Source organism: Streptomyces sp. NPDC002306, assembly GCF_053593435.1.
Window position 1 is genome coordinate 21,828 of record NZ_JBSFCK010000043.1, and the last position, 21,441, is coordinate 43,268.

Annotated in this window: 16 protein-coding genes and 1 pseudogene; 9 read left to right on the top strand and 8 right to left on the bottom strand. The window is 68.0% G+C overall.

What is annotated here, in order from left to right; genetic code table 11:
- Positions 1–29: 29 nt before the first annotated feature.
- The 6 genes from ACWCQK_RS36655 (at position 30) to ACWCQK_RS36680 (ending at position 10,402) form a co-directional block, all read left to right on the top strand.
- Positions 30–1,322 carry a metallophosphoesterase family protein gene (locus ACWCQK_RS36655; RefSeq protein WP_451162683.1) on the top strand — a complete coding sequence of 431 codons (1,293 nt, stop codon included), beginning with the start codon at positions 30–32 and terminating at the stop codon, positions 1,320–1,322.
- A complete protein-coding gene (locus ACWCQK_RS36660; RefSeq protein ID WP_451162685.1) occupies positions 1,319–4,501 on the top strand; it encodes an AAA family ATPase in 3,183 nt (1,060 codons plus the stop codon). Before ACWCQK_RS36655 ends, ACWCQK_RS36660 begins: the two co-directional genes overlap by 4 nt.
- A gap of 40 nt (positions 4,502–4,541) precedes the next feature.
- Positions 4,542–5,156 (top strand): aminoglycoside phosphotransferase family protein, encoded by a 615-nt coding sequence (locus ACWCQK_RS36665; RefSeq protein WP_451162687.1) that lies wholly within the window; start codon positions 4,542–4,544, stop codon positions 5,154–5,156.
- An 841-nt stretch (positions 5,157–5,997) separates the two neighbouring features.
- A complete protein-coding gene (locus ACWCQK_RS36670; RefSeq protein WP_451162689.1) occupies positions 5,998–6,216 on the top strand; it encodes a hypothetical protein in 219 nt (72 codons plus the stop codon).
- A gap of 17 nt (positions 6,217–6,233) precedes the next feature.
- Complete coding sequence (locus ACWCQK_RS36675) at positions 6,234–9,164, top strand: helix-turn-helix domain-containing protein (RefSeq protein WP_451162691.1); 2,931 nt, start codon at positions 6,234–6,236, stop codon at positions 9,162–9,164.
- A gap of 1,061 nt (positions 9,165–10,225) precedes the next feature.
- On the top strand, positions 10,226–10,402 hold the full coding sequence (locus tag ACWCQK_RS36680) for a hypothetical protein (protein WP_451162693.1): 177 nt from the start codon (positions 10,226–10,228) through the stop codon (positions 10,400–10,402).
- A 626-nt stretch (positions 10,403–11,028) separates the two neighbouring features.
- Here the strand turns inward: ACWCQK_RS36680 and ACWCQK_RS36685 are convergent.
- Genes ACWCQK_RS36685 through ACWCQK_RS36695 form a run of 3 tightly spaced genes read right to left on the bottom strand, consistent with a single transcriptional unit; the run spans position 11,029 to position 14,491 of the window.
- The gene (locus ACWCQK_RS36685; RefSeq protein WP_451162695.1) at positions 11,029–11,751 is read right to left on the bottom strand and encodes a helix-turn-helix domain containing protein; all 723 of its coding nucleotides are present in this window, start codon (positions 11,749–11,751) and stop codon (positions 11,029–11,031) included.
- Positions 11,751–13,871 carry a hypothetical protein gene (locus tag ACWCQK_RS36690; RefSeq protein ID WP_451162697.1) on the bottom strand — a complete coding sequence of 707 codons (2,121 nt, stop codon included), beginning with the start codon at positions 13,869–13,871 and terminating at the stop codon, positions 11,751–11,753. Before ACWCQK_RS36690 ends, ACWCQK_RS36685 begins: the two co-directional genes overlap by 1 nt.
- A 23-nt stretch (positions 13,872–13,894) precedes the next feature.
- Entirely contained in the window at positions 13,895–14,491 is a 597-nt protein-coding gene (locus ACWCQK_RS36695; protein WP_451162699.1) for a DNA-binding protein, read from the bottom strand.
- A gap of 382 nt (positions 14,492–14,873) precedes the next feature.
- Between ACWCQK_RS36695 and ACWCQK_RS36700 the strand changes: the two genes are divergently transcribed.
- From ACWCQK_RS36700 to ACWCQK_RS36710, 3 genes and pseudogenes are all read left to right on the top strand, one after another.
- A complete protein-coding gene (locus tag ACWCQK_RS36700; protein WP_451162701.1) occupies positions 14,874–15,239 on the top strand; it encodes a hypothetical protein in 366 nt (121 codons plus the stop codon).
- Positions 15,236–15,349: pseudogene (locus ACWCQK_RS36705) on the top strand (nucleotidyl transferase AbiEii/AbiGii toxin family protein); the annotation flags it as partial. The gene ACWCQK_RS36700 and the pseudogene ACWCQK_RS36705, both read left to right, overlap by 4 nt.
- 172 nt (positions 15,350–15,521) lie before the next feature.
- Positions 15,522–16,685, top strand: a complete 1,164-nt coding sequence (locus ACWCQK_RS36710; protein ID WP_451162703.1) for a three-Cys-motif partner protein TcmP — start codon at positions 15,522–15,524, stop codon at positions 16,683–16,685.
- Here ACWCQK_RS36710 and ACWCQK_RS36715 read toward each other — a convergent pair.
- The 5 genes from ACWCQK_RS36715 to ACWCQK_RS36735 form a co-directional block, all read right to left on the bottom strand.
- The gene (locus ACWCQK_RS36715) at positions 16,657–17,412 is read right to left on the bottom strand and encodes a DUF5131 family protein (RefSeq protein WP_451162705.1); all 756 of its coding nucleotides are present in this window, start codon (positions 17,410–17,412) and stop codon (positions 16,657–16,659) included. The two genes, ACWCQK_RS36710 and ACWCQK_RS36715, sit on opposite strands and share 29 nt — an antisense overlap.
- A 459-nt stretch (positions 17,413–17,871) precedes the next feature.
- Positions 17,872–19,023, bottom strand: a complete 1,152-nt coding sequence (locus ACWCQK_RS36720) for a hypothetical protein (RefSeq protein WP_451162707.1) — start codon at positions 19,021–19,023, stop codon at positions 17,872–17,874.
- Positions 18,977–19,783 carry an AAA family ATPase gene (locus ACWCQK_RS36725; protein ID WP_451162709.1) on the bottom strand — a complete coding sequence of 269 codons (807 nt, stop codon included), beginning with the start codon at positions 19,781–19,783 and terminating at the stop codon, positions 18,977–18,979. Before ACWCQK_RS36725 ends, ACWCQK_RS36720 begins: the two co-directional genes overlap by 47 nt.
- Positions 19,780–20,892: an AAA family ATPase gene (locus ACWCQK_RS36730; RefSeq protein ID WP_451162711.1), complete on the bottom strand. Its 1,113-nt coding sequence runs from the start codon at positions 20,890–20,892 to the stop codon at positions 19,780–19,782. The genes ACWCQK_RS36725 and ACWCQK_RS36730 overlap by 4 nt, the downstream gene beginning before the upstream one ends.
- Positions 20,889–21,441 (bottom strand): Mu transposase C-terminal domain-containing protein (locus ACWCQK_RS36735; RefSeq protein WP_451162713.1); only part of this gene is annotated, 553 nt, incomplete at its 5' end. The genes ACWCQK_RS36730 and ACWCQK_RS36735, both read right to left, overlap by 4 nt.

Genomic DNA, 21,441 nt, shown 5'->3' on the forward strand with positions numbered 1-21,441 from the left:
CAGTTCTGCCGCACTGAGGAGAACCGTTCATGAAAGCCCTGCACACATCCGACTGGCATCTGGGCCGCACGCTGCTGCAGCGTCGCTCCCGGGACGAGGAATTCGACGCTGTCCTGGCTGAGATCACCGCCATAGCGGACACGGCCCAGCCGGATCTGATCGTGCACAGCGGCGACCTGTTCGACACCTACCGGCCCGCCCACAAGGACGTTCATCGCGCGATGCACTGCCTCAACGGCCTTGCACGCATCGCACCCACCGTGGTTCTGGGCGGAAACCACGACTCCCCCGAACTGTTCAACCTGCTCAACTACATGTCCACCGCTCTGCGGCCGGACGCCGATCGGAACCGTCTGCAATTCGTGCACGGCCGCGGCGACGCAGATCCGGGCACGGTCCTCGACTTCAACAGCCGCGACGGCCGCGAACGCATCCGCCTGGCCGCCCTGCCGTACGTGCATCCCAACCGCTACCTGCACCTGTTCCCCGGCTTCGGAACCACCGAGGGCGCCTACGCGGCCGGTCTGCGCGAACTGCAGGACGGGTTGCTCGCCCGCCTGCTCGACGGCTACGACCCCGGCCGCGATGTACTGCTGTTCACCGCCCACCAGTACGTGGCCAGTTCCGTGCCCTCCTACAGCGAGCGGATGTGGGAGGCACGCGAGCCCTACGCCACCGCTGCGGACGCCCTTCCCCAGGTCGCCTACTGCGCCCTGGGGCATATCCACAAACCCCAGCCCGTCGGCAGCGGCCGGCTGCCTGCCCGCTACGCCGGCAGCCCCCTGCAGATGGACTTCGGCGAGAGCGAGGAGACCAAGAGCGTCACCGTCGTCGACGCAGCACCTGGCAGGCGCACGCTCGTCACCCCGCACACGCTGCACTCCGGACGGCGCCTGGCACGCTTCGACGGCACCCTTGAGCAACTCGCTGCCTCCGCCACCCAATACCGCGGCGTCTACCTCAAGGCTGTCGTCCACAGCGACGAGCCCGTCCCCCGGCTCGGCGAGCGGGTTTCCGAACTCGTGCCGGACGCCATCCTGGTGGAGGTCGAGGAAGAGTGCGCGGCCACCCGGGCCACCGTCCTGACCGGCGCCGACGCTGCCGACGACGGCCAGCTCGACGTCACCGCTGCGTTCAGCGCCTACCTCGCCGATGCCGGGACCCCCGGCCAGAGCGCCGACGAGGTCGTGGCCGCCTTCGCCGACCTGCTGAATACGCCGGACACCGTGCTGCCCCGCTCCCCCGCCGAACACCTGCTCGCCGACGCTATCGCCGCCCCCTGGACCAGCGCCGCATCCGACGGAACGGAGACCGCCTCATGAAGATCCTCCGCCTGACCTTCTCGGGAGTCCGCAGCTACCCCGGCACCTGTGAGATCGACTTCACCGGCAAGAGCCTCGTCGGCATCCTCGGCGACACCGGCGCGGGCAAGACCAGCATCCTGGAGGCCATCACCGTCGCTCTGTACGGCAGGTGCTCCTTCACCGACCAGGCGTCCCAGCTGCGCTCCGACGACTGCCAGACGATGACCATCAACCTCGTGTTCAGCGTGGACGGCAGGGAATGGCAGGTGCACCGTGTCTTCCACGCCACACGCGGTACCCAGGCACGGCTGACGGATCCGGACAACAAGCACACCGACGGCGCACGCGCCGTCGATGCGGCCGTCCGCACGCTCCTGGGAATCGACTACATCACCTTCAAATCATCCGTCCTCGTGCCACAGGGACGCTTCGGTGACCTCCTCAACGCGCGCGATGCCGAGCGCGCCCGCATCCTGAAGTCGCTCTTCGGCGTCGATGAACTGCAGCGGGTACGCCAGCTCGCCGACGAGGCCATCGGCCGTATCAAGGACCTCATCCACCAGGCACGACAAGAAGATGCCCGACTGCTCGCCGACCCCCACGCCCAGGCCCAGGAAGCCCGGGAACGGCACGAGCGAGCCGCCCTCGGTGCCGCAAACCTCACCGCCCGGCTGGCCACACTGCGCTCGCTGCAGACCGGAACTGCACAGGCAGTGCAGCATGCCCGCCTCAGTGCGAACGCCGCGGCCGAACTGGCCCAGCGGCGCGTGAGCGACTACGGCCGCATCATCGCCGCCATGCAGCAGGCACAGGACGAACTGCAGCAGCTGCAGGACGACAACGCCACGGCCGAGACCGATGCCCAGGACGGTCTTCGGGCCTTCACCGCCGAGAAGGAGGCCTCTGACACGGCGGGCCTGACCTTGGACGCGCTGGCAGCAGCAGCCCAGGTCCTCAAGGACACGCCCGGCAGACTCAGCACCCTCACCGAGGGGCAAGCAGCACACAGGCAGGCCTTGGCCGAGCTCGCAAGCGAGGAAGAAGCCCTGGCTGAGCGTGCCAGCGGGCTGCAGGACGCGGAGGAGCGCATCGCCGAGCTGCGCGGGAAGGCGCAGGACGCCAGCGAGGAAGCGGCCGCTGCCTCCGAGGTGCTGCAGAAACTGACCGCCGCCATCCGGCACGCCGGTGAAGCGGCCGGCGGACTGGCGCAGCAGCGTGCCGACCACGCGGCCACCGGCAACAAGCTCAGCCTGCTGGTCCAGACGCCTCCTGGCAGTGACCTGGAAGCGGCACGGGCTGCCGTGACCGTCGCGCAGGAGGCACTGGAGGACATCCGACGGCGGGAGGCAGCCCACTCGGCGGGTGCCGGTCTGGGCGCAGGAGAGGACTGTACCGTCTGTGACCGGCCGCTACCCGAGGACTACCAGCCACCGCAGCCGCAGGATGCCGACGCCCTCGCGCAGGCCCAGACCGCGGTGGAGAAGGCCTCCGCTGTGCTGAACAGCGCAGAGCAGGAACACACCCGGCACGCGCACGGGATTGAAATGCTTCAGCGGGCCCTGGCAGAACATGAGCAGCAGGTCGAAGAGGCGGCCGCCCGGCTGGAGTCGTCCTTGCCCCCGGTGCGCGAACAGGCACTGGAACTCGCCTCGCGTACTGCCCACCGCCAACCTGCGGTGTACGCCAAGGAGCTGGAGAGCACGGTCGCCTCTGCCCTTGCACGCATGGCCGACGCTGCGCCGCCGACGGCCGCCGAGCGGGAGGGCCTGACAGCTGGCCTGCTGGAGGGCGCCCGTGGTCGCGTCGTTCATCTGCAGGAGGCAGCCACTGCCGGCAAGAACGAGCTGGTGCGCGCCGAGGCAGAGCTGGGCGCGGAGCGTGCCTTGCTGGAAACGGCCACTCAGTCCTCGCGCAAAGCGCGCGAGCAGGCGGTCGAGAGGGGCGAGAATCTGCAGGCGGAGCAGCGCAGCCTGCTGTCGAGCCTGTCGGCGGTCCCCGAGCCCGTGCGGGCCGCGCTGCCAGCGTCTCCGCAGCTCCCCACAGCCGGTGATCTGGAAGCCGCGGCCGAGGCTGTGCGGACGGAGCAGGGACGTCAGCAGGAACTGTCCGAGCGGCAGGAGCAGCTGCGTAAGCGCGTGCAGTCGCTCCAGGCCGAGCGGAACGCACTGGCCGAACGGCGACACCGCGAGATCACCGGTCCTCTGCATGGCCTCGATGCACGGCTGCAGCGCTGGGCGGACAGCGCTTGCAGTGCAGCAGCGCTGGTCGAGGAGTCCGAACGCCCTGTGCTGCCTTCGCCTGCCACGGTGGACGATCCTGCTGCTGCGAAGGAGTACGCCGCGTCCCTGGAAGCCTCCACCACCCTGCTCCTGACGGCCCTGGAAGAACACGAGACCAGGGCGAACGCGGCCAGGGCGGAGCTGACCGCGCAGCTTTCCGTTCATGCCTGCGAGGTGTCTGCCGCCTACCCCGGCACCACGATGCCGCGGGTGAGCGATGAGACGGATCCGCTGGACTCCACTTTCCTGGACGGTCTGAGCACTCAGGCCGGCATGCTGGGCAGTGAAGCGGCGCACGCGCTGAAGGACGCGGAGAAGGCCCTGTCCCAGATTCCCTACAAGGAGCAGCTGGCGGCCGCGCTCATCGCAGGTGAACGCCAACTGGCCACGTGGCAGGGGGTGAGCACCCATATGACGGACGGAAAATTCCTCGGTCATCTCACCGACCTGCGCACCCGCGCTCTCCTCGCGCACGGCAGCGAACTGCTGCAGCAGCTCTCCGGAGGACGACTGGGATTCGCCGAGGACTTCGACATCGTCAGCCTTTCCAGCCACACCCGGCGAAGCTCACGCACCCTCTCCGGCGGGGAAACCTTCCAAGCTTCTCTCGCTCTCTCCCTCGCCCTGGTAGAGATGCACGGGCGCAGCGGTACCCGCATGGAGAGCCTCTTCCTCGACGAGGGCTTCGGCACCCTGGACGCTGCTTCCCTCGACAGCGCCCTGCAGGTCCTGCGCACGCATGTCGGCACCGATACGCTGCTGGCCGTCATCAGCCACCTGCGGCCGGTCGCCGAGACGGTGCACGACGTGCTGTGGGTAGAAAAGGACCACCGCGGCTCACAGGCCCGCTGGCTCAGTGCGGCCGAACGCGACAGTCTCGTCCGCGATGACCTGCACAATCTCACGGACCCGGCATGAACACGTCCCAGACTGACCGGGTGACATACCGGGTGGGACCGTGCACGATGGGGTTGCGGAAAAGGAAACTGTGTTGGCTGGCGGCCGCCTCACCCCAGGTGTCGTCAGAATCGGCAACGCGGTCAGACGACCGGCTTCCCCCTCTTCACCCTTCGTTGCGGAGCTCCTGCGTCACCTCCGCGATCAGGGGTTCACCGGCGCGCCACGCTATCTGGGCTCCGACGATGCCGGGCGTGATGTCCTCGGCTACCTCCCCGGTTGGGTGCCCACACGCTTCCAGCGGTGGAGCGACGACCAGGTCGACGCTGCCGGACGACTGCTGCGAGCGCTGCACGAGGCGACCTTCGGCAGTCGTCTCGCCGGTCGGTATCCGGTGGTCTGTCATCACGATCCCGGCCCGAACAACACAGTCTTCTCCGGTGGTGTGCCGGCCGCGTTCATCGACTTCGACATGGCAGCTCCCGGCCACCCGCTCGAGGACCTTGGCTACATGGCATGGACTTGGTGCATCTCCTCCAGGCCTGGTGCGCCGCCCTGCGTCGACCAGGCAGCACAGGTGCGGGTCTTGGCAGATGCTTACGGGGTCGACGGCGTCGGCCGATCCCGGCTGCCCAACGCCCTGCTCGAGCGGCAGGCCCGCAACGCCCGGTGGTGACAGAAGCGCCTCGTGCAACCAGGGGCATCCCTCGCAGGAGCGTCCGAGATCGCGAAGCGCATCCGCTGGTCCGAGCGGGAACACGCCTATGTGGTGGCCCACTTCGATGCATTTGCCGCAGCCCTCGGCTGATCTCTCTAGTGAGATCTGTACCGCACCGGCTTTGCCTTGGTGGCGCAAAGCTCCTCCGCAGGGCACCACTTGAGCGCCATCGGGGCGGGCCAGGGCAGTCGTCACGCCATTACCCTGCTTCCGGACCGTAGTGTATTTCGAGGTTGCGCAGGTCCAGCCAGGGACGGCTACCGACAGTTGGGGCAGCGGTCATGCGCGGCGCCAGTAGTCCGTGTTTATGGTGGCGTTGATGCAAAAGCGCTCACCCGGCGAGGGCGAGCGCTTTTGATGATGCCGAAACACGGTGACGTGTTATTCGGCGCGCGCCGGTCTGCTGCAACAGGTCGGCTAGGCCCAGGGTGTTGAGTAGGAGCGGCCGCGGGCGAGTCGGTCGCTGCTTAGATGCTCGCCGGGCTGGCGTGGAGTCTCCGAGATGCGATGCATGCCGTGGACAGTTTGAAATAATACAGCTCACGGCGACCTAACGCTTTCCGGTGGCATGTTCTGTCAGATTGTCCGCGCAGATTCGAGAAAACGGGCTGCTCGCCTGCCAATGATCGGACACTCTGATTTTTCACCGCCACCAAGCGGGACTACCAGCACTTATTCCCTTTTGCCCCTTTTGTCCGCGAGGGTGGAGATGGGAGGTAGCCGCTACGCTGCAAGAGGGCTTTACCGGCCCGGGGAGCTGCAACTCCTCTAAATGTTGTGGGTGTTGAGTGGGAGCAACATGAGCGAACAGACAGACGAAGATCGTGACCGTACGGCGGCAGAGGTGCCCACCGCCGTGGTCGTTCTCGTGATTACCGTCATGGTTCTTGCAGTGGCGATGACCGTGCTGGGAATGAGCATTGAGGCTATTTTCACGGTCCTGACGCTGAGTGGGCTGGTAGGTGTCGATGTAGTGCGACGCCTCGTTAAAGCCAGCCGACGGCGACGCAACCTCTAGGGGCTGGCAGGCACACCGTGGGCCGTCCCAAGTCGCCCCTCAGCGGGGACGGGCCAGTCGTCGAGTTCGCGCAACGTCTCCGGTTGCTGCGCGAACTCGCCGGTTCGCCCCCCTACGAGGATATGGCGGAGCAATGCAGCTTCTCAGCACCCACTCTGGCCCGGGCCGATCAGGGCCGGTCCGTTCCTCGGTGGGACGTCGCAGTGGCTTACGTGCAGGCTTGCGCCGCCGATGAGCATCACATGCGTGAGCTCAACCGCCTCTGGCGGGCTGCCTTCCCGCATCCGGGCGGGAGGATCCCCCGGTGGACGGCCCCTGACGGGATCGACCAACTGGCGCAACTCATCGAGACCATGCACTACCTCTGGATGGGCTGCGGTTACCCTTCGCTGCGAGATCTTTGCCGGCGCTCGGCGGCCCGGGTAGGCAGTGAGGCGTCGTTGGTGCGCAGCACTCTGAATGATGTCCTGCGCGGAGCGCGTCTGCCGTCATGCGATCTTCTGCTCGGCTATGTCGCCGTGTGCGCAGCCGACGCGGACGAGGGGGCATATGCGCATTATTCGACTGATGCGTGGACCGGCGCCTGGCGGCGCGCAACGGGTGGCGAAGGAGGCCGCCGCAGCGATGGCCCTCCGGATCCTCCAGGTCTCCTCCCTGCAGGGTCACTGCCTTTCACGATCCCGCATCACGCTGTCAGCACGGGTCACAAGCGGCTCGTGGCCGGCTCCCGGCGCCAGATTTCCGCGCCGTCGGTAGCGCCGGGCCCGCTGCGGGAGCTGAAGGACCTCTTGTACCAGGTGTATCTGGCAGCCGGAGCCCCGACGCTATCGGACATCGCCGGGGACATCGCCAACGATGACACTCTGGCAGGGGCTCCGTCCAGGGACACTATTCACCGTGTGCTGAGTGCACCGGAGCTGCCGCGCCTGCAGGCGGATGCTCTCGCCGTGGCAGTGACGCTGGCCCGGCGCGCCGCTTGGGACCCTGTCGCAACAGAGGCACGGGTGGGCGACCTATGGGTGGCAGCACGCTTGGCACCCCCCTCGCCGGGTCTGCCCGTCGAGGAGGCAGATCCTCTCGCCCTGGAAGTCCACCCGGCCTCGTGGCCGGGTGCGCGTACCAAGTACGCCGAAACACTGCCGCCGTATGTCATGCGGGATTTCGACATCGAACTGAATCGCATTGCGGCCCGCGCCGCAGCAGGGCGCAGCAGCATGGTCACCCTGGTCGGTTCTGCCAGCAGCGGCAAGACCAGGGCCTCGTGGGAAGCGACCCGGATACTGCCGGATGGATGGAAAATCTGGCATCCCATCGACCCCACCCGGCAGGAAGCAGCCCTCGCCGAAATCGACTCAATTGAGCCCAGAACAGTCGTGTGGCTCAACGAGGCGCATCACTACCTGGGTGACGGTGAGGGGGGTGAACGACTGGCTGCAGCACTGCGCACGGTGTTGAACACTCCGCGGCGTGCCCCCGTTCTGGTGCTGGCAACGCTGTGGCCGGAGCACTGGGAAGAGCTGACCACTCGCCGTGATCCTGACAGGCATGCGCAGGCCCGGGCCTTGCTGACGGAGCAGCCAAGAGTCAGCGTCCCCGACGGCTTCGCCCCAGCCGACCGGGAGCGGTTGGCCGCCAGCGTCGAACTGGACGAGAGGCTGCGGGATGCTGCCAACCGCGCACAGGATGGCAGGGTCACCCAGTACCTGGCAGGAGTTCCCGTTCTGCTGAACCGCTACGCGGACGCGCCGCCCGCCGCCAGAGCCCTCGTTAGCGCGGCGATGGACGCCATCCGGTTGGGCGCCGATCCTCGGCTGCCTCTGTCCTGGCTGGCCGACTGCGCCCCTGGTTACCTCACCGACTTCGAATGGGACGCCCTCACTGCCGATTGGCTCCCACAGTCGTTGGCTTACGCGACGCAACCCTGCAACGGGCTGCCCGGCATGCTGATGCCCGTACGGCCCCATCCGCGGACTGCGCAAATGCCGGTAGGCAATGACCGCTCATCGGTGCAAACTCTGCGTCAGAACGCGGGCCCGATGTTCCAGCTGGCCGACTACCTGGAGTACCTGGGCCGTGAAGAGCGTGCGGACCTGGTGCCCCCTATCGATTTCTGGACCGCGGCAGCCGCCCACGCCCACAACACCGATCTGGCAAGGCTGGCGGACGCCGCGTGGAGTCTCGGTCTGCACCGCGACGCCGCACAGCTCTACCGCAAGGGCTCAGCTGCTGGCAGCTCATACGCGTCCGCCCAGCTCATCCGTCTGATCACCACACTTGATCCCAGCGACAAGCGTGCTGCTCAATGGGGGACTGCTCATGCGTCGCTGGATGATCCGGAGGGTGTCGCGAACCTGCTGGACAGCCTGCACCAGACAGGCGCGCACGACCAGACGGCACAGCTCCTGGCCCGCAACCCCGCCGCACACGTCAGCCTGGACAACCCGGCCGCAGCCGCCGACCTCCTCAACGCCCTACACACCACGGGCGCCGAAGAACAAGCCTCCGTCCTGGCAACCCGCATTGCCGCCTTCGCTCCCCTGGATGATCCGGAGGGTGTCGCGAACCTGCTGGACAGCCTGCACCAGACAGGCGCGCACGACCAGACGGCACAGCTCCTGGCCCGCAACCCCGCCGCACACGTCAGCCTGGACAACCCGGCCGCAGCCGCCGACCTCCTCAACGCCCTACACACCACGGGCGCCGAAGAACAAGCCTCCGTCCTGGCAACCCGCTACGCGCACAGTGCGGGGGCAGCGCAGCTTCCAACGGTGAGTCCTGTATCCCGACCGGAGGAACGCCGTCGGCCGTGGTCTGCGCAGCCTCAGCCTTCTGTGCCTTTCGCTCCCCCGGCCGCCAAGCACGGCTCGTATCCCTCTGAGCAGTTCCGGTTCGGGCGTGAACCTGACGGCAGTCCTGCTTCACCGTGGAGTTGGGATGACCTTGATTAACATCTCGGCCCCGAGGCGGGCCAGACAGGATTCGGCTGCATGAGCTCAGGGCTAGCGCTGTGCCCGGTGGGGCAGACCCTGGCTGTTGCCTCACTCGTACACCGTCTCAGCTGGCTTTGCACAACGGTACGGCGCGCTGGGCCGTGTGTGGCTCCGGTTCCTGCGTGCTCTCGTCGACGCCCTTCTCGACCCGGACGAGGGTCGGGGCGACGCTCACCGACCTGCCGATGATCCACCCCGGTCGCGGCCGAGGTTTCCGAGAACGGCTCTTCTGGAGGCCGGGAGCCGCCCGCTCCAGCGGCGGCGGGGCCATGACTCCAGGTCGAGGGTGACCGATATCGGAGCTTGGGGGTCGCGGCCTGCTCGCTCGGCCAAGGCGGCTGCGAGGCTGTGCAAGATCCCCTCCGCCTGTGCGGCAGCGCCTTGTTCGAGGATGAACAGACGTTGGCCGGCCCGATCGCGGAATCGCGGCCCACCGACGCGCTCATCCTGGCGCAGGCGCCGTCGAGGGACTCGTCGGCGAGTAGCTCGCGCCGTGCGGCAGCATCGGCTCGTCGTGCCTCGGTGGCCGCGACAACTCGGGCGCCCTCTCTGAACGTGAGTCCTCTTGGCTGCAATCTTGCTCACAGCGGCGGCGCTGCGCCCAATTTAGCGGGCGATGACATTTCGAGACTTGCCCTCGACATGTAGTGCTCTGACCCTCTGATGATCCGAATCAGTAATGGGGGAGCAAGTAGAACACCCCCACAGCCAGTTACCGAAGATGCCTGAGTGACACAAGGAACAGCGGGCGCCCTAGTGTCAACTGCCGGTTACGGCCTGTTCCATCAGCTTCCGTCGCTGATGGACACCCGGGAGGGCTATTCCATCGGTTTGGCCGGCGCCGCTGGACAGATGGTGTAGTTGTAGTGCCGAGGACACGCCGTTCGTCCTATAACCGACTCGACTCACGTCCACCATTTCAGAAACGGCGAACCTCGCGAGAAAATAGTGAAGCGGTCGGCCGACCTGCTGCATCAAGTCCACTGCCGTGCTCCGCGTTTGGAGGCTGATGATTCAGCATGTACCGACTCGAAAAACCTCAGAATCCCCGCATGCGCTGGCCAAGGAAGTACGGGGCGGTCATCGTCATCGTCCTCGTAGTGCTTGCGACCGCTGAGTACCTCAGCGAGCGCCAGTACGCGGCCTTGCTGGTCTTCCTCGGGGCGGCGCTACCCGCACTACTCGTGGCGGCATAGGTGTCAAAGGGTCTCGCCGCAGGTGAGATGCGGCGAGACCCCTCATATAACTACTTCTGGGCACACCGAAGGCGCCACCAACATTAGGTCACGAAAAGATAACGACGCAAGCCTCAATCTGGGGCAGCTCTAACTGAGAGCAGTGCGTGAGGTGCAGCGATACCCATGCGTGGCATGCTCCTGGCGATCGATCCATGCGGCTGCTGGCTTAACGCCCTGGTTCGGCTCCACTTTCCGGCTTGGGTCCCAGAGAAGCGGGAGACCGGCACGGTCTTGCTGGACGACGAGTCGATCGTAATCGTCGACCTGTTGCGAGCCAAAGAGTCCCTGCGCGTGATCGCCTGCGATCCTGCCACCGCCGGCCGCGGGTGTGTCACTTTAACGGCTGAACCCGGTTGTTGAAGCGTCAGTTATTGGTCGGAGTCAGGCAGCTCTCGAAGGGGATACGGAACGCATAGCGGGATGGCTTCCAGCGGATGGTCCACCGCTTCCCTCCTACAATCTGTCGGAACGGAGCCGGAGCCTCCACGAACACCCGAGGGCCGTACAGTGCCGTCTGCCTCCGCCGACTGGAGCACCATCGGCCGCTAGCTTCTCAGCGGTGACCGGGCTGCACGCAAGCAGCATCAGCGCGGACGCCAGGTCCGCACCTCCAGGTGAAGGATGTGGGCGTCAGCGCGAATGCGTCCAGTCTCGACGAGCCATTGGTGGACGGCGGCGGTGACGTCTCCACCCGTGGCGTCGACGCGGCGGGCGAAGTCGGCTGCGTCGTGGCCACCGGTCTGCGCGGAGCCGTAGGAGCGTTCTTCGGTGTGGTCGGCGCGTTGGATGACGTCACGACGGATGCCGGGTGAGTCGGTGCGGCTGCCGGAGGGGTGCAGGTAGCCAGTTTTGGCAAGGCGGACAGTGAAGGCGAGCCGCAGGCCTCGGCGGGCGGCTTCGGCGATGAGGGGGCGCAGGCGGGAGGAGCCGGAGGCGATGGCCTGGGCGCCGACACGGCCGGTTCCGGAGCCGGTGGGGGTGATCAGGACGGCTTTGCTGCGGACGCGGGCGCGGGCGCCGCTGGATGTGGTGCGGCGGTGGGTGTGGCGAGCGGCGATCGCGGCGAGTTCGGGCAGGTCGGCGATGCCTCCGGTCTGGACGGCGGCCAGGACCTGCTGGAGGGCGGGGACGAAGGCTGCGCCTTTGTGTTTTGTGTAGAACTGGGAGACTAGGGAGGGGTCACGGTTGATGATGCGGGCGATGTCGCGTTTGGTGTAGCCGGCGGCCTGGAGCTGGTCGGCGAGTTGAGCGGCCTCGTTCAACTGGCCTTGCGCTGTGGGCTCGTTGCGGCGGGGGCGTGGCGGCATCAGGCTTGTCCCCCGTGCTGGATGAGGGCGGCGCGTCCGGCGTCGCGCAGGGTGAGGAGTCCCTCTTCGGTGGTGGGGGCTGTGACCGAGTGGGTGAGGTGGCCTTTGAGGAGGTAGTCGCCGGGCTGGTGGTGGTGTGGCCAGTGTTGGGGTGCGGTGAGGTAGAGGGCGTCGGTGCGGAAGGCGACGACGGTGCCGGGCGGGGTGTGCAGGGCGCCGGCGTAGGTGTTGTCGTCGCGGTGGCGCTGGGTGAGCAGGGCGGCGCGGGCGCCGGACCAGATGGCCGCGGCCCATTCAGGGTGGGCGTTGGGGTCGCGGCTGAAGCCGGTGGGTTTCTGCCAGGTGATCAGTTCGTCGTCGAAGCCGATGATCTCCGCGTCCGGAGGGACGTCGCGTTCCATGGTGCGGGGGGTGGTGCCGGTGACCATGCGGGGGCGCTGGGCGAAGGCGCCGATGCCGTAGAGCAGGATGGAGCGTACGGCGCGTGAGGCGAGGTGGGCGGCGCGGGCCTGTTGGGGGTTGCCCTGGAAGTGGGCCTGGGCGGCGAGGTTGGTCCAGGTCTCTTTGAGTTTCTTGGCCCAGTCGTCGAGGGGTTTGCCGTCGTCCCAGAGGATGCCGTCGAGGATTTCGATCTTCCAGGGCTGGATGGGGTTGGTGAGGGCGGTGTGGATTTCGGGGCCGCCGGCCCAGGTGGTGAAGGTGGCGTTGGGGGCGGCGGGGTAGTGCCAGGCACGGTCGCCGGGTGCGGGTGCGGGCAGGAGGCCGACGTGGTTCCAGGTGTCGGGGACGGTGGCCCGGACCTGCCAGTGGCCGCTTCCGTACAGGGCACGCTGCTGCTCCTTCTCCGACCAGGCGGCGAAAGTGTGGGCGGTGATGCGGCGGGGGGTGCCGACCGGGGACTTCCAGGTGTGTTTGGCGTAGGCGAAGGTGCGGTCGTACTCGACCAGTTGGGGCAGCTGCTCAGGGACGCGGGGCGGGGTGAGGAGTTCGTTGCGGCCCTGGCCCGCGGTGGCGTGGAGCAGGCCGCGCAGTTCTTCGGACAGGACGGGGAAGCCGTCGGCGTGCTGGCCGCGGGTGGGGATGGTGCGGGTCCACAGGTCGCGGCCGGTCTGGGAGGGGGAGCCCATGATGACGGCGTCGTTCCAGTGGCGGCGCAGGGCCTGCCACAGCAGGACGAAGGCGTCGCGGACGGTCGCGGGGTCGGCGCCGTCGACGTCGAACCACTCCCCCACCGAGCGGATCTCCACGTGCTGCTCGCCGCCTTCGCGCTGGTAGCGGCCGACGGGATTGCGGGCGTGGACGAAGTGTCCGGCCATCCGGTCACGGCCGCGTCCGGTGTCGGTGCGCCAGCCTGGCGTGGGGGCGTTCAGCCAGGCGGCGACCGCGTCGCGCAGGTAGGGGTAGCGGTCGGCATCGCGGTGCCAGGGGTCACCGGCGGTGATGTAGATGCGCTCTACGCCCTCGGGCAGGACGTGGAAGACGGCGGTCAGGATGGTGGCGACCGAGGCGTCGCCCAGGTCGAGGCGGTGGGTCTGGTCGCGGTACACCAGCACGCCGGTGTCGGTGTCCAGGAAGACGGTGGAGCGTGCCTGCTGGGTGAAGTTCGGGGACTGGGAGACGAGCTTCGGGGTGTGCGCGAACCAGCTGTCCCCTGCAGGGCCTTCAGGGATCGAGGGTAGTTCGCGCGGCGTGTCCAGGGCTGCGGCCCGGCCCTGACCGGGGTCTGCGGGGCCGCCGGCCTGAGCCGAGGGCACCGCGGGCGAGGGCTGTCTGTCTGCCGTTGCGGGTGCTGCGGCTCCGGTCTGCGGGGCAGGCTCGGGTGCGGCCTCGGCCGCACTGCCGTCCGCGGCGGGGGCGGCAGGCGCGGGTGAGGGTGGGGCGGTCTCGGCTGCGGTGAGGCTCTCGGGGGCCAGAGCCGGAGCCAGGGCGACGATGTCGGCCACGCTGAGCCCGGCTGCCGGGGCGATGCGCTCCACCTTGGCCTTGCCGTAGGCGGCCAGCTGGGCGATGCGCTGATCGCGGTCGGCTTCCAGCTTCGTCAGCGCGGCCCGGGCCTTTTTGATCTCGTCCCGCACGGTGCGCAGCTCGGTGAGAGCGGCGTTGTAGCTGTGTGCGTCCATCGGGGCTTCCTTGTCCGGGCGGTTCAGTCAGCGGTGTGGGTGGGGACGTAGGCGATCGCGCCGCCGGAGTGGGAGGCGAGCCGCGTGCCCAGGAGGAGTTCGGCGAGGTGGCGGTCGTCGTCCGTTTGAGCGGTGATGGTGGTTTGGGGTGCGGCGAGGTCGGTGACGTAGCCGGCCAGACGTGCGTCGGGGAAGGCGTGGCGGCCTTCGTGGTTGCGTTGCCATCGGTCCAGGCCGGTCAGGACGGCGACGACGTAGCCGGACAGGGTGACGGGCAGCACTCCCCCGGCGGCGATACCTGCCGGGTCGCACCGCCACCAGCCGCGCAGCGCCGCGAGGAGGTCGCCGGGGGTGAGGGAGGCGGCGAAGCCGATCCAGTCCCGGTCCGGTTCCTGCACGGGCTTGGCCACGTCGACCCGCAGGACGGCGATCTCCTTGGTGTCCAGGCGGTCCAGCGGGGCGTGCTGGCGTCGGCCGAGTGTCTGGACGACATCGAGCGGGACCATGACGCGCACGCCGCGGCGGGACAGGCCCGGCAGCAGTCCGGCGTATACGAGACGGCGGAAGGTGGTGACCGCGCAGCCGAGTTCCTGGGCTGCCTGCCCGGTCGTCAGCAGCATCACATCTGCCTTCCATCCCGACTCTGATATCTGATTTGGGACCAACGTTAGCGGGATCCTGAAGGGCCCGTCAAAGGCCGTCCGAATCCCGCCCGCACGCTCGTTCTGCTCCCTGCCGTCGGCCCACAGCAGGATTGGCCAGCCGGTCCGGCCGTCTCCCCGCTTCTACCGGTCAGCTGAGGGGTTCGCGGCACGCGCAGGGCAACGATCACGTGGTGCGTACGATGGAGGCTTGAAGGGGCACTCGCCGTCCGGCAACGGCCGCTGCCCCTTTCTCCATGCCGAACCCACTCGTTCTTGTCGGGCCGAAGTCCGCACCGGGAGCCGGGTAGGGGCGCGGCCGTCCTGCTGTTCGCCTGGCGCGCACGGTTTAATGGGCACCATGGTTCAGCAGTCATCTTCTGATGCCATGCCCTCCGCCGCGGACGTGTTGCACGAGCGGTACGCGGGGCGTCTTCCCGACACACTGAAGGACCTCGCTGGGCCGGAGCACGGGGTGCTCGAGCTGCCGCTTCACATCGTCTGGTCTGGACTGCGCGTCTACGACCTCGACCGGCCCCGGCAGTGCATGGGCCTCTACCGGACGGTGCTGGCCGAAGGGCAGCGCGAGGACATCATCCGCTTCCTGAACCGGGATCTTCTGCTCGCGCAGTGGCCCTTGATGAGGACCATGATCAGCAGGCATGTCCGTGAGGTGTGGGAGGCCGCGTTCCCCGAGCTTGCGCGCCGGATGTCAAACACTGCCTGAAGAGCACAAAGCTCCATCGCCAGCTCCTGGCCAACATCCTCGTGATCGGCACCTCGCACCCGCTGGTGATCACCGGTGGCTATGCCCTCCAGGCGCACGGGCTCGTCGACGGGCAGAGGCAAGCCTCACCCGCCCCGGAACACCTCGGTCACTCACCAACGGCAGCGCCCCCTTCTCACCTGCTGCTCCGCTGGAAAGCTTGCTTCCTCGGCGGCTGATACGCGGTCTTTACGTTGAACGTTGTTGCGCACACCATCTGTTATCAGGGGGTGCGGCTGGCACGTGCCAGCCGCCGACCGTGGCGATCCTGAACAGGGGGCACGGATGGGCGTCTTGTGGAAGCTGGAGCCGGCGACCGCGGCCAAGCATCGGTTGTACCAGCGGTACCTGGACGCCTGGTGGCCGATCCTGCTGCAGACCTCTCAGAGCACCGGCTACTCCCGGCCCCGGGTCACGCTCCTGGACGCGTTCGCCGGGCCGGGCCGCTACGAGAACGGCGAGCCGGGCTCGCCAGTGTTCATCCTGGACCGCCTGTTGCATCATGATGCGGCCGACCGCATGCACCTCAGCCCCCGGCGGGTGCATTTGATATTCATCGAGAAGGACCGGGCGCGCCATGAGCACCTGGTGGCGGAACTCGTCTCGCGCTTCGGGCCGCTCAAGGATCTGCCGGTCCGGGTGGAGGTCCGGCGCGGCGACGCGGGCCACGACAGCCTCACGCTCCTCGACGAGCTCGGAGCCTGGGGCCACCCAATCCTGGGGATCTTCGACAGCTGGGGCAACGTCAACGTGCCGCTGCACGTGATGTCCCGCATCGCCGGCAACCGCTCCAGCGAAGTCATCACCACTTTCGGGCCCAACTGGTTCAGCCGCCGTGAGGAGCTCAACGCCGACATCCTCGACGCGGTCTTCGGCGGCCGCGGCTTCTGGACCCCGGCCGCCGACGAACTGGGCCCCGACGAGAAGTGGCGCGTGTGGTTGCGCACCTTCCGGGATGCGCTACGTCGGGCCGGCTTCGGTTACCAGCTGCAGTTCGAACTCGTCCCGCGTACTGGGCAGCCCCTCTATCTCGTCTTCGGCACCGGCAGCACCGCAGGCCTGAGGGCGATGAAGGACGCTATGTGGAAGGTCGACGAGCTTGATGGCGAAAGCTTCCGCGACCCACGCACCCGAGGCGCCAAGGCGGACGGGCAGCTCGACCTGTTCCAGGCCGCAGGTCTGATCGACGACGAGCTGGCCGAACTGGTTGCCCAGCGGTTGAATGCCGGGGCCGCAACGGTGGAGGCCATCGGCGAGTGGCTGCTGGCGGAGACCGCCCGCTGGATGCCGAAGCATGCGTTGCAGGCGGCTCGGCAGATGCGGCAGGACGGCGTGGTTGCCGTCCAGTCGCCGGGCAAGCTCACGACCAAGAGCCGGATCAGCCTGCAGGCGCAGGTTCGAGCGTAGGCATCTGGTCCCAGGTCCGCCCCTGAAGGTGCCGACCAGACGCCTTGGGGGTCCGGCCTCCCCACTGTTTGAAGAAGAAGGCCACATCGGCTTGGAGGCAGGCGTCCCGGATTCCTGTGACCCATTCCTGTTCCATGGGCCGGAATCGGGGACCTGACTCGCCTCCGGCGATAACCCAGTGAATGCCCGCCAGGTCCAGTCCGTCCAGAGGACCGAGCAACGGCTCGCACGATAGGAACCGCACCTTGGCCGGGACCTGCCGCAGGTCGTCGACACGGGGCAGTTCCTTGGCGCTCTCTACGGAAACACCCATCCACAGGTTGGCCGGCCACTGTAGTCGGTCGGCGACCTGCCGCAGCCGGCGTGCTCGTTTCGTGAGCACTTGATAGGTGTGTTGAGGAGTCTGCTCGATGACCTCGAAGACCTGCCGGACGTAGTCCAGCGGTACGCGGGCGTGGAAGAGATCCGACATCGAGTTCACAAACACTGTGCGCGGCGCCTTCCAGCCTAATGGGACCCGCAGCGCGTCCGGGTGCACGGTCAGGCCGAAGCCGGGGCCGGAGGTGCGGGGGTCACCGTCGTTCTGGTACTTCGCCGATCCCATGGCCTTGAGCCGCTTCGCCAGCGTCAGCGCGTAGCAGTTGTCGCAGCCGTCCGAGACCCGGTCGCAGCCGGTCGTGGGGTTCCACGTGGCTTCGGTCCACTCGATCGGACTGCGGTCACTCACGCGTCGGCTCCCCATCCTCCTGCGGTCACGGCCGCCCGCAGGCCCGGTGTGCAGCCTGTGGCGTGTTCAACGAGCGATCAGGCCGCCAGACATTGGCATCCAACCATCCGTCGCTGCAGGGTGTCACAGGTTCTCAAAAATAGAACATGCGCACTAATTTCGCGAGGTGCGCGTGCCACGAACGACCTATTCGCCTTCGGCAAGGCCACCCTTGTGCAGGGCGGCGGTCAGGGCATGCCGCCGTGAACATGCCCTGCTGAGGGAGCTGCTCGACACTGATGCCGCGGGGACGGGAGAGGCGGCCGCCCGTGAATTCCCGCCCCCGGCGGATCCGGCAGAGCTGTGGAGCCAGCCTCTGACTCCGTCGCCGTCCTGGCTGGCCAGCTTCCCGCGCAAGACAGACGGGGGCTTGTTGAGGTAAAGCGCCGATGACCGGGGGGTACTCATCGCGCCTCTCTTTCAGGGCCGTTGGCGTGCACGGCGAACGCGGGCCGCGACAAGGTGGCAGGTCTCGGTGGCGTGAGCGACATCGCTTTTGTCCCAGGCGGACAGCCGGAACGGCATGTCCTCGCCCGACAAACGGTCCGTCAGATCGTGGCGAATGTATCCCTGCAGGTCGGTGTGAATGCGGGCGGCGTCCCGAAGTAGGCGAGCCCAGTCAGGTAGATCAGTGGGGAGGTCGGCTCGTGGGCGGTGGGGGGTGGGAATGGTGAGTTGGGCCAGTTGGTCGGTTCCGTAGCCGGTCAGGGCCCGGAGAGCGACGGCTGCGGCATGTAGTACGGGGTGGGCGACGCGGGTGTGGATGCGCTGAGCCACGGTTTCGAGGTGCGCGCTGGAGGTGTCGGCGCGCGTGAACGTTGGCAGAGCGATGGCGGGCGGCTGACTGTCGGTGGAAGAAAGCCGGGTGGGAGTACCGCGGCTGCTGGAGGTGACTTCGTCGGGTTTCCCGGCGGGGCGCCGGGGGCGTGGGGGCAGCTCGTACCGGGACTCGTCGTGCGGACCGGGAAACGGGGCGCCCTGCCACCAGGCGTAACTGGCGAGAGTGCGCGGTGTGGGGGCTTGGTCTGCGTTCAGGTGCTGGCGGCTGTCTTCGATGCTGTCGATCTGGTGGTGGGCGACAGTGTTGAGGATGGTGGACAGGGCGGCGGGTGCTGGGCCACTGACGACGAGCGTGAGACGGATGCGGGTGCGTTCACGCAGGGCCATGAGGTGCTCGAGGTGGCGGCCGGTGATGCGGTGGGCGCGGCAGATGACGTAGTGGCTGATGTTGAGAGCTTGGGTCCAAGCCACTGCTACACGCCAGGACTCGTCGGCGTTGCTGGTCCACCAGGGCGGGTCGATGTGGGGGGCTGGAAGGTGCTTGCCGAGCGCGCGGATGAGGTCGTGGGCGAGGTAGGCGGGTGCGGTGGCCAGGGGTGTGGGGTGGACGGCGATGCGGCCGTGCTCGGGCTGGTGGGCTGCGAGTGCGGTGGCGGTGTAGGCGGGCTGGTCGTGGGCGTCGGTGATTAGGGTGATGGGCGGCAGGCTGGGATCGGTGTGGTCTGGGGACCATGCGGGGGTCCATTTATGGAAGGTCTCGTCCGGTGCGGTACTGGAATGCGTTGAGATCATGTGTGAGGGCCAGACGGGGGTCCAGGCGGCGCAGGAGGGTGGCCGGCTCGGGCGGGTGGTCGGGGTGGCGGCGCTGGTGGGCTTGGAGCTGGTGGGTCAGGGCGGCCCAGCGCCGCATGTTGCCGTGCGCCCACATGTCGTCCAAGCGGGCGAGGACGTGGCTGGGGATGTTGTGCCACAGCGGGTGGAAGGCGGGCAGAACGGTGAGGACCTCGTCCGCGTCGAGGGGTTCCATGTGGTGCCAGGTGGTGACGCGGCTGAGCAGGGTGGGCTGTGAGCGCAGGGCTCTGAGGCGGGGTCGGCTGGCAAGCAGCAGGATGGTGACCTGCGGGGCGGGGTCGTCGTGGAGGTAGCGCAGGTATTCGATGCAGGAGGCGGACAACTGGTGGGCTTCGTCGACGGCGAGGAGGCGGGGTGTGTGTGCCAGGGCGTGGCGCAGGTAGTCGTCGCAGATGCCGGCGTCGTGGGGTGCGTCGCCGGGCAGGTTGAGGGCGTGGTGGAGGTTGTGGCGCAGGTCGTCGGGGCGTGCCTGGGGGCGCTGCAGCAGCCGTAGCGTGGGCAGGGTGGGGCGCTGCTCGCATAGGACGTGCAGGGCAAAGGTCTTGCCAACGCCGGGGTCGGCGGTCAGGCAGATCATGCTCTGTTGATGCAGTGCGTCGTCGAGGGCGTGGCCGGCGGCCCGCACGGCTTGGGTGGTGACGGTGCGGGCGCCGGGCAGGCTCAGGTAGTGGGGTGGTGGGGCGCTGTCGGGGCTGGTCATCCGGCGTCCTGCTGGGGGCGGCGGGAGCGGCGGCGGTGGGGCAGGGCGCGGCGGATGGCCCAGCGGGCGATGGTTTCGTCGACCTTTTCGAGGCCGCGGCGCTTCATGCCTTCGAGGACGTGGTAGGTGATCTTGGACCAGACGCGGAAGGTTCCGCCGGCGCCTTCTTCGTAGACGTAGTCGATGAGTTCGGGTGAGGCGTCGGCCCAGACGGGGTGGAAGAGGGGGATGTTGCGCTGGACCTCGTCGGCTTCCATGGGGGCGAATTCCTGCCAGATGTAGATGCGGGAGGCGAGGGCGGGTTCGCTGTAGAGGGTTTTGTAGGCCTCTTCGCCGCCGACGAAGAGGACAGCGGGGCGGTTCTTGTTCTTGCCGGTGTCCCACAGGTGGCGGACGAACTCGAAGCATTCGCGGCTGAACTGCTGGGCTTCGTCGCAGACGAGAACGTAGGGCTTGCGGGCGAGGGTTCGCTTGAGCAGACGGTCGAACTCGCTGGGGTGGGAGGGGGGTTCGCCTTCGAGGCGGAGTTCGGTGAACAGTTCCTGGCGGATGTCGCGGGGGGTGGGGCGGGAGCGGAACTGCAGGAGCAGGACGCGTTCGGCGGAGACTTCCTTCAGGGCGGCCAGGACGGAGAAGGTTTTGCCGAGGCCGGCGTCTCCGTAGATGCAGGACATCGCCCGGGCTTCGATGGTATCGGCGATGTTCTCACTGGCTTCGAGGAGGGCTTCGGTGGCGACGATGCGGGCGTCGGCGAGGTTGAGGTAGAAGTCGGGTTCGCCGACGACCTCGTCCTGGTCGGGGCGGGGTGTCGTCTGCGTGGTGTCGGTGTCGGTCACGTCTGTGTCCTTCGTGGTCATCGGGGCGGTGTGGGTGTCGTCAGGTGCGGGGTGGGTGGGCTGGGCGTGAGCGGTGCCGAGCGGCTGGCCGGTGGCGGCGTCGTACACGTCGACGGTGTCGGGACCGCGGGGTCGGATACGGACGGTGCACTGGGCGTGGGCGGTCATCCAGGTGGCTGTGTAGGGGCGGCCTCGCCAGCGCACCTGCTGGCCGCGGATGATCCGGGTGGCCCGGTGGGAGGGCGGGTCGGGGGCAGTGAGCGGGGTGGTCACGTGCGTTCCTCGGGTTCGGTGGGTTCGGGGGTGCTGGGGACGGCCCAGCGGCTGGAGGGGGTGATCCGGCGGGGCATGTAGTCGGCGGGCAGGTCATCGGCGGGCCGGTTGGAGCGCAGGGTGCGCAGTTCTTTCACGACCTGCTGGCGGGTCATGGCTGCGTCTGTGCGGGCCGGGCCCGCGGTGGTGTGCGGCTTGAAGCGTCGGCGGCGCAGGGCCTCGGCCCGACGCAGGTCGCGGCGCAGGCGGCGGGCGCGTTCGGTGCGGGCCTGGTAGACCTGCTCGATCTGCTCGTCGGTGGCCTGGTCGGCGAGGTAGGCCGTGCCCAGGTGATGGCGGTTGTCGGCGTCGAAGACCTCGATCTGCTCGAGGTGGTGGGGCTGGAAGCGAACGTGGACGCGGGTGCCGGAGCGGCCGGTCATCCAGCCGGCCATGTAGTCACGTCCCTTAAAGCCAATGCCGTTGCTTTTGTAGTGGGCGTAGGCTGGTTGGCAGTGGGTCCCGGGGGTGGTTGGGGTGGCTTCGAGCGCGTCGGACTTATCGGGTCTT

Excerpts from the sequence above, each read along its gene's own strand:
- ACWCQK_RS36655 (WP_451162683.1), top strand. The coding sequence starts at position 30 with ATGAAAGCCCTGCACACATCCGACTGGCATCTGGGCCGCACGCTGCTG.
- ACWCQK_RS36660 (WP_451162685.1), top strand. The coding sequence starts at position 1,319 with ATGAAGATCCTCCGCCTGACCTTCTCGGGAGTCCGCAGCTACCCCGGC.
- ACWCQK_RS36670 (WP_451162689.1), top strand. The coding sequence starts at position 5,998 with ATGAGCGAACAGACAGACGAAGATCGTGACCGTACGGCGGCAGAGGTG.
- ACWCQK_RS36680 (WP_451162693.1), top strand. The coding sequence starts at position 10,226 with ATGTACCGACTCGAAAAACCTCAGAATCCCCGCATGCGCTGGCCAAGG.
- ACWCQK_RS36685 (WP_451162695.1), bottom strand. The coding sequence starts at position 11,751 with ATGCCGCCACGCCCCCGCCGCAACGAGCCCACAGCGCAAGGCCAGTTG.
- ACWCQK_RS36690 (WP_451162697.1), bottom strand. The coding sequence starts at position 13,871 with ATGGACGCACACAGCTACAACGCCGCTCTCACCGAGCTGCGCACCGTG.
- ACWCQK_RS36695 (WP_451162699.1), bottom strand. The coding sequence starts at position 14,491 with ATGCTGCTGACGACCGGGCAGGCAGCCCAGGAACTCGGCTGCGCGGTC.
- ACWCQK_RS36700 (WP_451162701.1), top strand. The coding sequence starts at position 14,874 with ATGGTTCAGCAGTCATCTTCTGATGCCATGCCCTCCGCCGCGGACGTG.
- ACWCQK_RS36720 (WP_451162707.1), bottom strand. The coding sequence starts at position 19,023 with ATGATCTCAACGCATTCCAGTACCGCACCGGACGAGACCTTCCATAAA.
- ACWCQK_RS36725 (WP_451162709.1), bottom strand. The coding sequence starts at position 19,783 with ATGACCAGCCCCGACAGCGCCCCACCACCCCACTACCTGAGCCTGCCC.